The following is an 11,868-nucleotide window of genomic DNA, read 5'->3' on the forward strand; positions in this document are numbered from 1 at the left end:
ATGGCGACACGCTCGACATCCTCGTGCAAACCCGCAGGAATGCCAAGGCGGCAAAGCGCTTTCTGGCAAGGCTCATCGCGCGTTTCGGGCGGCCTCGCGTTGTGATCACCGACAAGCTGCGCAGCTATTTTGCGCCGCTCCGGAACCTGGCTCCCGGCGCCGACCATCGGGCGCACAAGGGCCTGAACAACCGCATCGAGGGCTCACACCGACCAACCCGAAAGCGCGAGAAGATAATGGGGCGCTTCAAATCTCAACGACAGGCGCAGAGGTTTCCCGCCGCCCATGACCAGATCAACGCTATCTTCAAACCCCGCCGCTATCGCCTCACCGCCAACTCCTATCGTCATGCAAGGGCAGATGCGTTCAGCCTCTGGGACGACTATGCCCGCGAGATGACCGCGTGACCGGCTTCACACAGACTGCAACACACTAGGGTCAGGACCCATTGATTTCCGTCTAGGGGCGTGATTCAGGGCTCGAAAAACGAGCGGTGAACATGTCTGATCTTTTCTGGTTGAGCGACGCGCAGATGGCACGTCTTGAGCCCTTCTTTCCAAAGTCCCACGGCAAACCCCGCGTCGATGATCGGCGTGTGTTGAGCGGGATTATCTTCATCAACCGCAACGGGTTACGGTGGCGAGATGCCCCTGCTGCCTATGGCCCTCATAAGACGCTTTACAACCGCTGGAAGCGGTGGAGTGACAAGGGTGTCTTCGCCCGGATGATGGCCGGTCTGGCCGCCGAGCACGGCGAAAAGAAGACTGTGATGATCGACGCCACCTACCTGAAGGCCCACCGAACAGCGACCAGCATGGGCGTGAAAAAGGGGGGCGTGGACGCCTGATCGGCCGCACCAAGGGCGGCATGAATACGAAGCTGCACGCCATCTGCGACAGCGAAGGCTGGCCCCTGAACCTGTTCGTCACGGCGGGTCAGGTCAGCGATTACATCGGCGCAAGAGCACTGCTGAGCAGCCTGCCAGATGTCGACTGGCTGCTTGGGGACCGAGGATATGATGCCGACTGGTTCCGGGAAGCATTGAAAGACAAAGGGATACACGCCTGCATCCATGGTCGGAAGCAACGGAAGAAGACCGTCAAATACGACAAGCGCCGCTACAAACGACGCAACCGGATCGAAATCATGTTCGGCAGGCTCAAGGATTGGCGGCGAGTAGCAACACGTTACGACCGATGCCCGAAAGTCTTCCTCTCAGCCATCGCTCTCGCGGCAACCGTCATCTACTGGCTATGAGTCCTGACCCTAATGGAGCACGGTAAGATAAATGTAAGCGGAGCGTTGCGAATTTTGTCGACAACAAGATGGCACACCGCTCGCGCTGTTCTCACTGGCCTCGAACAGCGCGGGATACTCGACTATATCTCAAGTGGGAAAGCGCGAGATGCGCATTCCCATTACAAATTGGCGATCAAAGATGGATGAAAAAGGCAAAGCCCAACTCGACAAGTTCAAGGAAGCAGCCCGCCAGCTAGAGACGGACGACGACGATGAACGATTTGAGGAACGGCTCAAGCAGATCGTGAAGCAGAAGCCGGACGACAAGAAATCGTCCGACTGATCCGGCTTGTCACACAGGTTGATGATGGCCCATGCGGAATGGGTGTGTCAAATGTACAATCGCCTACAAATAGCATGAATATGGCTTCGGTAATCCATCGTGTGAAACAAAAGCGATGATAGTAACGTAACGTCATACTTGGCCGTGGCCGAAGTGCGACGCCCTGTGCGCCAAGGTCAGAAAACAGGCGCTCCTGATACGTCTGGGAATTGCGAACTGAGAAAAACCCGTCCGTGTGCGGCTGAAGTTTTTGGCTGCTCTGGCAGAGCGCCTTTGCGCGAATGCGCTCGTCGCGGCAGAACGGCGTGTCGATGCCTGGATCGTCGGTCGGCTGGACGATGACATGCGAAGGTGGCTCGATGGACTTCTGGCCGAAGATGCGGGCGGCTCGGTCACGCGGTTCGTCTGGCTGCGTCAGCTCGAGATCGGACGCTGCCGCGTGACCTACCTGCGATCTGGGGGGCGGAGTAACCCGAACCCTCGGGCCTCGCCCGCGATCGCGGCGGGGTCAGATCGTGACCATGGCGGACACGGCGGGCGGCAATTCGACCGGCTCGAAGGTAATGTCGGGGGCGGGGCTTTTGCGGGCCAGGGTCGCGCGGGTATAGAGGCTCTCGTAACCATCCAGCATTCTGTCCCGGCTGAACAGGCGGCGGACGCGGTTATGCGGGCGGTGGCGCGAGATCGCCATTGCAGTCAGCAGCGCCCGTGCCAGCCCCTTGGCATCCTCGGGGGCGGCGAATGCGCCGCAATCGCCGATCACCTCTTCGGTCGCGCCGATACGGGTACTGGCGACCGGCAGGCCGCAGGACATCGCCTCGATCGCCACCAGCCCGAAAGGCTCCTGCCATTGCGGCGTGAACAGCATGGCCGAGGCCGCGCCGATCCTGTCTGCCAGATCGTGCCCCGACAGATGACCGCCATAGCGGATGCTCTCGCCCAGCAGCGGGCGCAGCCGGGTTTCGAAATAACCGCGATGTTCGATGGTCCCGAACAGCGTCAGCGGAACGCCCGCGATGCGCGCCGCCTCGGCGGCCAGATGCGGGGCCTTGTTGGGTGTGATCCGCCCGGCCCAGACCGCGCTGCCATCGCCCTCTGCACGAAAGGGCCAGTCGGCCATGTCGATGCCGTTGCCGACCACCGCAGCCTGCGGCGGCGCGCCCTCGGGCCACCACAGCGCCGCCTGCGAGGATGAGCAGACGGTGAACAGGTTCCACGGCGCGACCGAGGCATGGACCGCGCGTTGCAGCGCGCCGAAGGGCGGAACGTGCAGCGAGGTGACCGTGGCCTGCCGCGCCACCTGTGCATATCGCGGGGGATAGCGGTGCAGGCTGTTGTTGTGGACCAGATCGAACCCGCCCTCGCGGATGGCCTCGATACAACCCGCGAAGGCCCGGTCGATGACCGCATTCAGCGCATCCGTGCCATGACAATCGTGCCACGGGTAATCCGCGTCGTAATGGCGCGCGATGATCGGATGGACCGGCAAGCCCGGATCGCTGTCACCCGATGCGAACAGCGTCACGTCATGTCCGCGCGCCATCAGCCCGCGCGTCAGATGCCAGGCATGAGCCTCCATCCCGCCCATGAACGGGGGCGCGATGGGGTGGCGGATATGGGCGATGACGGCGATCCGCATCAGACCGTCTTCGCGACAAGAAATTCCGCCTGCGCCGCCTCGACCTGCAGGCGACGGGCCTCGCCCGACCGCTGCGCAGGGGCGATCGCCTGCAGCCGGTCGATCACCCGACGGGTGTTGGCATAGGGCATGTGGGGTTCCTGCCGGCACAGCGCGAAATCGCGTTCGTCAGGCTCTCGCAACACGATCAGCCCGTCCGGGCCGTTCTCGATCAGGCCCATCAGGCGGAAGGCGTAGAGCCAATGCTCCATCGTGCGATGCCCCCATTCCGAGGCGAAATATTCCGCATTCCGGATCACCGAGGGGATCTGGTGGATCGGCGGCATGCAATGGGGGTGATATTGGTGATAGACCCGCGCGCCCTTCAGCCACCAGATACCGATCCCGCGTTCGGCAAGGGTGCGACCGAAATCCGTATCCTCGCCGCCATAGCCCAGATAACCCTCGTCGAACCCGCCCGAGGCGTTCCAGTCGTCGCGATGGATGGCGAAGTTCAGCGACCAGAAGCAGCGGTAATCCTGACATTCGCGCAGCCCGGATTCGGGCGGGGCCTGCCGGTCCGAATGCCGCACGCCCAGCCTGTCGAAAAGGGCGAAATCCAGCCCCGCCGCCTCGGCCCCGTCGGGCAGATACTGCACCTCGCCCATCAGCAGGCCCCGCCCCGATTGCGCGGCGGCGGCGTAATCCGCGATCAACCGGGGCGCGGGGATGCAATCGACATCCACGGAGACCAGCACATCGCCCAAGGCCGCCCGTGCCGCCGCATTGCGAGCCGCCGAAAGCGGCAGCGCGCCATCTGTGGCATCGATCGGGATCTGGCGCAGCGGGAAGTCGGTTTCGGGCAGGTGCTCGTAGGGCTCGGCCTGCATCACCGCCACGATCAGTTCATCCGGCGGCGTCGCTTGCGCCTGAAACCCGCGAATGACGTTCGCCAGATGGTCGGCGCGCCCTGCGGCAATGGTCAGGGCCGAGATCGTGGACATTAGATGTTCCTTTCCTGCTGTCGGTCGATGGGGTCTGGCCCCAGATGCGGTCGCACAGGCGCGTCAGCCACCGGGCGGTCGCTGGCGCGGCGTCCTCTCCTGCCAATCGCCGCTGGATGGCGGCGTCGTGCGTTCGTTCGGCCTCGGCCAGCGCGGCCTGCCAGGCATGGGCCGAGGCAGGCAGATAGGGCAGATGCAGCGCCGCCCCAGAACGGCCAATCGCCCGCGCCTTGTCCTGCTGTTCGTCGAAATAGCGCCACTCGGGCACGACGATCCAAGGGCGCGCGGCGGCCAGCACCTGATGGCAGGTGGTGTTGCCTGCGGAAGAGACGATCAGATCGGCGGCGGCGATATGCTCGGCCGCGTTGTCGACCCAACCCGCCAGATGCAGATTGGCGGGCAGCGTGGCGTGCCAGTCGCGCTGGATCTTGCCGATAACGATCCAGTCCATATCCGGGAAGGCGCGGGCAGCGACGCCAAAGGCGGCATCGGCCCAGCCATCGCCGCCCCCGCCCGACACCACCACGGCCAGCTTGCGACCCGGCCCGATACCAAGCGCGCGGCGTGCGGCATCGCGGGCGGGGAGCGCCGCATTCACCCCGATGCCCGGCGCGTGAAAGGTCAGCGCGCGCATCCAGTCGGGGCGGTCCGGGTTGTCCAGATCGGCATGGAACGGCGCCAGCAGACCGGCGGCACCGCGGTAGGCGGCCATATGGCCGGGATCGCTGCGGTCGCCATGTTGCAGGATCTTCACATGCGGCACCGAGCACAGCCGCGCCAGTTGCGCAACCTCGGCGCTGACATCGCTGATCATCAGCGCGGGATCGGCCTCGTGAAACCAGCGCGTCATGGTTGCCATCGCCTGACGGATCGTGGGCCAGCCGACCGGCGCGCAATGCATCGTGTCTGGCGTGGCGATCCAGTCGGTCCGGGGCAGCGGTCCCGCGGGCGGTTCGAACAACGACGGGATGATGACGATCTCGACCCCCGGTCCGAGGGGCGGGAAGATGTCGTCGCGGGCGCAGAAGATGGTGACGGGCCGGTCCTGCGGCAGAGCATTGACGATGGCCGCGCAGCGTTCCGCATGGCCCCGTCCCTGATGGTGAACGAAATATCCGATGGGGCGCGGGCTCACCATCCTATTCCGCCGCGATGGGATGGTGGCGGGTCAGGCCGAAGCGTTGCATCCCGTCCAGAACGCCCAAGGCATGATCCTGCGCGCTGCGATAGGCCAGCCGCGCGGGCGCGACCTCGGGCAGCGCATTCGCAGGGACGATCGCGCGACGGAAGGCCGTCAGCATGTCCAGATCGTTGCCGCTGTCGCCCGCTACGACACAGTGATTGTGATCCAGCCCCAGCCTGCGCGCCTCGAACCGGATCGCCGCAGCCTTGCCCGCCCGCGCCGGCAGAATGTCGATCAGCCGGTCATGCGACAGGATCACCTGCGCGGGCAGCGCCGCCTCGGCCAAGGCCTCGCGGATGCGGTGGCGGTCACTGGCCGTGCCGAAATAGCTGAGCTTCCACGGGCGCTGATCGTGACGCGGCTGTGCGGTCAATGCCAGACGGTCAAGCGTCCGCAGGATCGCCGAGCGGTTCCATCCGTCCGAGATGAAATCGGCATAGGCCTTGCAGGGCTGCAGCTGGCCGTGCTCGCCCCACCGCCAGATCTCGCTTCCGACCGAGGCGATGAACAAATCGGGCGCAGGCAGGTTCCACGCCGCAAGAACTTGCCGCGCCTCGGTGACGGACCGTCCGGTGGCGACGGCGAACAGGATATGCGGATCGCGGCTGGCGCTCCATTCCGCGAAACGCTGCGCACCGCGCGCGCAGCCGGTCAGGGTGCCGTCGATATCGCTGGCAAGGATCGTGTGGGAGCGCGACGGTTGCGGGCGGTCACGGCGCAGATCGGCATAGACGGCAGCGACGCCATCGGCCCACCGCGCCCAACTATAGAGACGCCCTGCCCGTTCGGTAGCCTCGGCCACACGGGAATCGCGCTGCGAGTCGTCCAGAATGCTGCGGATCGCATCGGCGATGGCGTGCGTATCGCGCGGATCGACCAGCGCGCCATAGCCCAGACGATCGACGATATCGCCCGGGCCCCCGTTCTGCGTCGCCACCACCGGAACCCCGGCCTGCGCCGCCTCGATCACGGTCAGCCCGAAGGGCTCGTGCAGCGCCGGGTTGACGAAGACCCCACCCCTTGCCGCCAGTGCATAGAGCGAGGCGATATCGGCCTGATCGTGGTGACGCGGCAGCGCGACACGACCCCACAGATCGAAGCGGTCGACCAGATCGAACAGCTCGGCCACTGTCTGTGCTGTCTCGGTCTCGTCAGGGCGCAGACCGTCTCGCAACCCGGCCACGATCACCAGATTTGCGCGGTGCTGCAGATCGGGGTCGTTTGCATAGGCCCGCACCAGTGCCGGAAGGTTCTTCTTGCGGATCGGGCGAGCGATAGCCAGCAGGATGGGCTTTTCGGGATAGCGCAGAAAGGGAGCGATCAGTCGCCGCGCCGGGCGCAGGTCGTCGGTGCGCACCGCAAGGACGCCCGGACCGATGCGATGGGTCCGGCCCTCGGCGGTCGGATCATGGGCGGGGATCTGACGCTCGGCCTCGTCCCGTGATGAGGCGACGATGGCCGTGGCATTTTGGATCGCCCTTTCCTCCCGCGCGATACGCCGCTGCAAGGCCGCGCTTTGCGGGTCCGGGGCCTTGTCCAAGGCCAGAGAATGACTGGAGAAAACCCAAGGAATCCCGAATCGGGCCCGCGCAGCGGCGGCGAGTTCGGCCGCGTCCGAGAAATGCGCGTGGATCACATCCGGAAGGGTGTCACTTCCCGCCAAGAGGTCCAGAAAGGCGTCGTTCAGGGCGGGTATCTCGGCCTCCAGCGCCTCTTTCGACAGATAGGCCAGATTGGCTGTCCTCAGGCGGCGGATGACGCAGCGCGGGGCCACAATTTCGGCAGTCCGGGCGTGGATCGGGTCCAGCCCGTGACCGGAAAAGGCCCGCGTTACGATATCGACCTGATCGACATCCTCGCGCGCCGCCTGAGCCAGCGCCGCGCCCAGAACATAGGCGATATGGCCGCCCGTATCCTCGGTCACGCCATAGCGGACAGGCGGCGCCTTCAGGCAGCCACCCAATGCGACATGCATGATACGCATGGACTTTTCCAATCGGTTTAAAGAGCGTGTGGGAAATGTCTTCCATTTTCGTGATAACGCGCCCATGCCGCATCGCAGTTCCCCGCCGCCCTACTTGATAAAAGCTAACACCGCCGTGAACGCATCCGACACTGCAATCCAACGCTATGTTTTCGTTGGCGGTCTTCACCGTTCCGGCACGTCGCTGACGGCGCGTATGATCGCGGGCCTGCACGATGTGGCGGCCATCAGTGATGCCCCGGTGCCCGAGAACGAAGGCGTCTATCTGCAGGGCGCGATCCCCCACACCGCGCTGCACGGTCGCCCGATGCATTTCGCGACCGATCCCCGACAGCATCTGGCTGAGGGCTGCCGCTGGGACCGGCTGGAGACCCGCCAGCGGATCGAGGCCGACTGGGCCCCCTGGTTCGGCAAGGGCCGCTGGCGGGTCGAGAAATCGCCGGTCAACCTGACCCGGATGCGGCTCTACCAACAGCTTTTCCCGCTGAGCCAGTTCGTCGTGGTGATCCGCCATCCCCAGGCTGTGGCGGCGGCGGTGTCGAAATGGGTGGATGCGCCGCAGGCGGTTCTGATCGATCACTGGATCGCGGCGCACCGGCAGTTGCGCAAGGATCTGGACCGTCTTCATGCGGTGATGGTGCTGCGCTACGAGGATCTCGTCCGCGCCCCGCAAGCCCATCTCTCTGCGCTCGCGGCGTTTCTGGATGTCGAGGACCGCAGCGTTGATTACGATATCCGCGACGGCAATCGCGACTACGCCTATCCCGTGGACCCCAACCCGTCGCAGTTGCAGGCGATGGCTGAGTGGGGATACGGGCCGGGCGGCACCCTGACCGTGCCATCGCGCCTGCTACGACATCCACTGCGACGGGTCGCAGAGCGGGTCGAGGCGGCGTTCTCTCAGGCGACCGGATAGCCCGTCTGACCCTGATGCCGACGCTCATCTTAAGTGGTCCACAACCCGTATTCGTCAAGCATATCCGCTGACGGGCGCGTCAAACGCAGCTAACCATGGAGCAGCTTGTCCGGTTGGTGCGGCTCGGGAAGGGTCTTCTTCAAATGCGCGATCACAACCTCTGCGCCGAACGGCTTGTTGATAAAGACGGCACCATCCCGATGGGAAAGATGTTCTTCAACATTCCTGCCACCTTCGGCGAGTTCGAGACTGACCTCATCCGCACCCGCTAATGTATGGCCATCGCCCGTGCCCAGGGCAAACTCCGGGGAAAGCTGTCGAAACTCGTGGAAAAAAAGAACTGAGTCGGATGGTTACCGTCCTGCGAAGGCGCTATGCCACGGTAGATCGCTTTCGCCACAATCGACAGAAGCACACCCATGGGCAGAACCACGATTGGCGTCAATCGGGGCGGTGGATTTTTCGGATAATCGTCGTCGAACAGCGCGTTGAGCGCGCTGCGCTGAGACCCATCGGTCAGATAGGTCACAACTCCGACTACACCTTCTATCCTACCATTTGCACAATAAAGACAAGACTCGAAATTTTCCAAGGCATGAATGGATTGGTGGTCTCCAGCCTTTTCTCTGGTCGCTGGAACAATCTCGGCGAGTCCCGAGACAAAGAGAAACCTCCCGCACGCCCTGCGGTATAATATGCGCCGTCCGGCTTCGTCATCTCAGCGTGATTGATGACGCGCTTTTTGCTGAGTATTGCCACCGGCGCCTCAGCATGGGCCTCTGGCCATGCGCAGCCCCCGCCCTTTGGCGTGCGCTGACGGTTTGGTTCCGTGCTGCCGCGCGTGGCTCCGGTCCCGGCTGCGCCGCCCTTGGAAATTCACCGACCCGGTTCGCCGCCTGGCAAGGCTTCAGGAGAGGGCGCGCTGCGCGCTTCTCGCCTGAAACCTCCGACCATTATGGGGTTCCTTAGGCTCTGTTTAAGCGTTCGCAGGACATCACGGTCGGCTTAGCTTGACGGTTTGAAGTTCCATGGCAGCAGGTCGTCGATGCGGCTTTGCGGGTGGCCGTTGGCGATGGCTGTCAGGGTTGCCTTGAGATAAGCGAAGGGCTCGATGCGATTGATCTTGCAGGTCTCGATCAGCGAGGCAATGCGGCCTCAGGCGATGCCGCCTTCGTCGTGGCCGGCGAAGAGGGCATTCTTGCGATTGAGGGCAATGGGACGGATCAGGTTCTCGACCCTGTTGGAGTCGATCTCGACACGGCCATCGGTCAGGAAGGTTTGCAGCCCGTCCCAGTGGTTATGGATATAGGCCAGTTTTTTGCCCAAGCGGGATTTGGCGGAGGACTTGCGGCGCTGGGCCTGCAGCCAGTCGCCGAAGGTGGCCACCAGCGGCGCGGTGCGGGCTTGGCGGGCTGAGAGGCGCTGGCCGGAGGAGACGCCGCGGATATCGGCCTCGACGGTATAGAATTCGGCAATGCGGCGCAGGCCCTCGGCGGCGATCGCTGATCCGTCGCGGTCGAAGACCTCCTTCAGTTTGCGGCGCGCATGCGCCCAGCAATGCGCCACGCGAATGGGCGCGCCGCCCTTGCGCGAGGGTTTGGTCAGTCGATTGTAGCCGGTATAGCCGTCGACCTGCAGAATGCCGTCGAAGCCGGTCAGGAAGGTTTCAGCACATTCGCCCGCGCGGCCGGGGGCGTAGAAGTAGACCACGCCGGGCGGGTCCTCGCCGCCCCAGGATCGGTTATCTCGGGCGAGTGCCCAGAGATATCCGGTTTTTGTTGCTCCGCGCCCCGGATCCAGCACCGGGGCGGTGGTTTCATCCATGAACAGCTTGCCGGATCGCTTCAGATTCTCGGCCAACCGGTCGACGACGGGCTTCAGATGGAATGCAGCCTTGCCGACCCAATCGGCCAGCACGGCACGGTGCAGATCAAGCCCCGCCCGCGCCAGGATCTGGCTCTGGCGATACAGTGGCAGGTGATCGGCATATTTGCTGGTCAGGACATGAGCGATGGCACCTTCGGTTGGCAGCCCGCCCGCGATCAGATGTGAGGGTGCCGGGGCCTGCGTCACGCCGTCGGTGCAGGTCCGACAGGCATATTTCGGGCGCACGGTGACGATGACGCGCAACTGGGCCGGCACGATGTCCAGCCGCTCACTGCGGTCTTCACCGATCCGATGCATGACACCGCAGCCGCAGGGGCAGATCAGGCTGTCAGGCTCGATTACCTCTTCAATGCGCGGAAGGGCGGCAGGCAGATTGCCAATGGTGCGCTTGGGCGCGGACTTGGTCGTCCCGCCCCCTGCTTTGGGGGCACGGATTTCCTTTTCCGCCTCAACCTCGGCCAGCGCGATGGACAGATCCTCGAACGCGAGCTGCCGCTCGTCCTCGGACAGCTTTTCCGACCGCTTGCCATGCAAGGCCTGGTTCAATTCGGCGATCAGATGCTCTTGCCGCCGGGTGATATCCTTGAGCGCCGCGACCTCTTCCAACAGCGCTTGCACCGCCGCGCGTTGCGCGGACGGGATGGCGGAAAGATCAAGGATTGCTGCGGTCTGCATGCTCGAGAACTATCAGAAACGCTTGGCAAAAACACGCAAAACCAAGCGGCTGATTCACTCTGCCGCAGCCGGTGGACGGGTTTCCAGCGCTTTGACGCGGCGCCAGTCCAGACCGGAAAACAGCGCCTCGAACTGGGCATGGTTCAGCGCCATCATCCCGTCCTTGATGGCGGGCCAGGTAAAACTCGCATCCTCCAGCCGCTTATAGGCCATCACCAGACCCGTGCCGTCCCAATACAAGAGCTTCAACCTGTCCGCCCGGCGCGAGCGGAACACAAAGACCGTGCCGGTAAACGGATCCTTGCGCAGCACCGATGACACCAGTGCCGCCAAACCATCATGGCCCTTCCTGAAGTCGACGGACTGTGTCGAGACCAGAACCCGCACACGATTGGAGGGAAACATCATGACCGCAATCCGATCGCCAGCATGATCTCGGCAATGCTTGCGGCAGGCGTGGCGCTATCCAGCCGGATGATCATCTCGCCTACAGCAATCTCGATGGCTCCAGTATCTGGCGCTTCGGACTTGCCCGACGGACCTGAAAGAACCGGAACAGGGGGGAAAGGCCCGGGTCAGGCAGCACGATCGGCGCAAAACAAAGGCCGTCATCCTCGTCTGCAGGCAAAACCAAGCGGCCATCCCGCGCCCGACCGCGCCATTCCGACAGATGGTTCGCCCGAAGCCCATATCGCGCCGCGACCGCGTTAACCGTCGCCCCCGGCTTCAAGCTCTCGGCCACGATCCGCGCCTTGATCTCATCCGGCCAGCGCCGCTGCCCGTTCGCTCGGATGTCTACCCCATAGTCCCTGAGAAACTCCACCGTAGTCGCCATCGCGAAACTCCCGCACAATCTCCGTCAGGCGCGAAATCTCAGACCGTGTGAAAACAAGGAAGGTGGGGCACAGGCGCCGCTTACGGCTCTGATGATGTGACCGCCCCCCGACGGCATCTGATGTGCCAAGGTGGGTCTTCAACGATCCACAAATGGGAGCGGTCATGTCGGAGATTATCACGGT

General features: G+C 63.9%; 12 protein-coding genes and 1 pseudogene. 5 read left to right on the forward strand and 8 right to left on the reverse strand.

Annotated features, from left to right (window positions below; translation table 11 throughout):
• The 3 genes from BLT73_RS16565 to BLT73_RS17440 form a co-directional block, all read left to right on the forward strand.
• On the forward strand, positions 1-407 hold a 407-nt coding region (locus BLT73_RS16565), incomplete at its 5' end, for a DDE-type integrase/transposase/recombinase (protein WP_143025714.1).
• Positions 408-499: 92 nt separating this feature from the next.
• Positions 500-1,257, forward strand: a protein-coding gene (locus BLT73_RS16570) for an IS5 family transposase (RefSeq protein WP_090525685.1) whose coding sequence is annotated in 2 segments (ribosomal slippage) — positions 500-821 and positions 821-1,257 — 759 coding nt in all. Because the reading frame shifts where the segments join, the coding sequence is not laid out codon by codon here.
• Positions 1,258-1,405: 148 nt separating this feature from the next.
• Positions 1,406-1,582, forward strand: coding sequence for a hypothetical protein (locus BLT73_RS17440; RefSeq protein ID WP_176805208.1), 177 nt, complete (start codon positions 1,406-1,408; stop codon positions 1,580-1,582).
• Positions 1,583-2,090: 508 nt separating this feature from the next.
• Here BLT73_RS17440 and BLT73_RS16575 read toward each other — a convergent pair.
• The 4 genes from BLT73_RS16575 to BLT73_RS16590 are packed head-to-tail and all read right to left on the reverse strand — an operon-like array spanning position 2,091 to position 7,371.
• Positions 2,091-3,221, reverse strand: a complete 1,131-nt coding sequence (locus BLT73_RS16575; RefSeq protein WP_090525687.1) for a glycosyltransferase — start codon at positions 3,219-3,221, stop codon at positions 2,091-2,093.
• On the reverse strand, positions 3,221-4,204 hold the full coding sequence (locus tag BLT73_RS16580) for a glycosyltransferase family 2 protein (protein WP_090525688.1): 984 nt from the start codon (positions 4,202-4,204) through the stop codon (positions 3,221-3,223). Before BLT73_RS16580 ends, BLT73_RS16575 begins: the two co-directional genes overlap by 1 nt.
• Positions 4,107-5,342, reverse strand: coding sequence for a glycosyltransferase (locus tag BLT73_RS16585; protein ID WP_245727388.1), 1,236 nt, complete (start codon positions 5,340-5,342; stop codon positions 4,107-4,109). Before BLT73_RS16585 ends, BLT73_RS16580 begins: the two co-directional genes overlap by 98 nt.
• 1 nt (position 5,343) lies before the next feature.
• The gene (locus BLT73_RS16590) at positions 5,344-7,371 is read right to left on the reverse strand and encodes an HAD-IIB family hydrolase (protein WP_176805211.1); all 2,028 of its coding nucleotides are present in this window, start codon (positions 7,369-7,371) and stop codon (positions 5,344-5,346) included.
• A gap of 115 nt (positions 7,372-7,486) precedes the next feature.
• On the opposite strand from BLT73_RS16590, the gene BLT73_RS16595 reads away from it, so the two are divergent.
• Together BLT73_RS16595 and BLT73_RS17725 are read left to right on the forward strand one after the other, a co-directional pair.
• Positions 7,487-8,287 (forward strand): sulfotransferase family protein, encoded by an 801-nt coding sequence (locus BLT73_RS16595; protein ID WP_245727389.1) that lies wholly within the window; start codon positions 7,487-7,489, stop codon positions 8,285-8,287.
• A 95-nt stretch (positions 8,288-8,382) separates the two neighbouring features.
• A complete protein-coding gene (locus BLT73_RS17725) occupies positions 8,383-8,559 on the forward strand; it encodes a recombinase family protein (RefSeq protein ID WP_245727390.1) in 177 nt (58 codons plus the stop codon).
• On the opposite strand, the gene BLT73_RS17160 is transcribed toward BLT73_RS17725, so the two are convergent.
• The 4 genes and pseudogenes from BLT73_RS17160 to BLT73_RS16610 all read right to left on the reverse strand — a co-directional run bounded on the left by BLT73_RS17160 (position 8,556) and on the right by BLT73_RS16610 (position 11,684).
• Positions 8,556-8,816 carry a hypothetical protein gene (locus BLT73_RS17160; RefSeq protein ID WP_143025715.1) on the reverse strand — a complete coding sequence of 87 codons (261 nt, stop codon included), beginning with the start codon at positions 8,814-8,816 and terminating at the stop codon, positions 8,556-8,558. The two genes, BLT73_RS17725 and BLT73_RS17160, sit on opposite strands and share 4 nt — an antisense overlap.
• A 476-nt stretch (positions 8,817-9,292) precedes the next feature.
• A pseudogene (gene tnpC / locus BLT73_RS16600) lies at positions 9,293-10,849 on the reverse strand (IS66 family transposase).
• Positions 10,850-10,903: 54 nt separating this feature from the next.
• A complete protein-coding gene (tnpB, locus tag BLT73_RS16605; RefSeq protein WP_090525691.1) occupies positions 10,904-11,257 on the reverse strand; it encodes an IS66 family insertion sequence element accessory protein TnpB in 354 nt (117 codons plus the stop codon).
• Between the two features lie 79 nt (positions 11,258-11,336).
• Positions 11,337-11,684 carry a transposase gene (locus tag BLT73_RS16610; RefSeq protein ID WP_143025716.1) on the reverse strand — a complete coding sequence of 116 codons (348 nt, stop codon included), beginning with the start codon at positions 11,682-11,684 and terminating at the stop codon, positions 11,337-11,339.
• Positions 11,685-11,868: the final 184 nt, after the last annotated feature.

Origin of the sequence: Paracoccus isoporae, assembly GCF_900101865.1 — a bacterium.
GTDB lineage: Bacteria > Pseudomonadota > Alphaproteobacteria > Rhodobacterales > Rhodobacteraceae > Paracoccus > Paracoccus isoporae.

Excerpts from the sequence above, each read along its gene's own strand:
- BLT73_RS16610 (WP_143025716.1), bottom strand. The coding sequence starts at position 11,684 with ATGGCGACTACGGTGGAGTTTCTCAGGGACTATGGGGTAGACATCCGA.
- BLT73_RS16590 (WP_176805211.1), bottom strand. The coding sequence starts at position 7,371 with ATGCGTATCATGCATGTCGCATTGGGTGGCTGCCTGAAGGCGCCGCCT.
- BLT73_RS17725 (WP_245727390.1), top strand. The coding sequence starts at position 8,383 with ATGGAGCAGCTTGTCCGGTTGGTGCGGCTCGGGAAGGGTCTTCTTCAA.
- BLT73_RS16580 (WP_090525688.1), bottom strand. The coding sequence starts at position 4,204 with ATGTCCACGATCTCGGCCCTGACCATTGCCGCAGGGCGCGCCGACCAT.
- BLT73_RS17440 (WP_176805208.1), top strand. The coding sequence starts at position 1,406 with ATGCGCATTCCCATTACAAATTGGCGATCAAAGATGGATGAAAAAGGC.
- BLT73_RS16575 (WP_090525687.1), bottom strand. The coding sequence starts at position 3,221 with ATGCGGATCGCCGTCATCGCCCATATCCGCCACCCCATCGCGCCCCCG.
- BLT73_RS16585 (WP_245727388.1), bottom strand. The coding sequence starts at position 5,342 with ATGGTGAGCCCGCGCCCCATCGGATATTTCGTTCACCATCAGGGACGG.
- tnpB (WP_090525691.1), bottom strand. The coding sequence starts at position 11,257 with ATGATGTTTCCCTCCAATCGTGTGCGGGTTCTGGTCTCGACACAGTCC.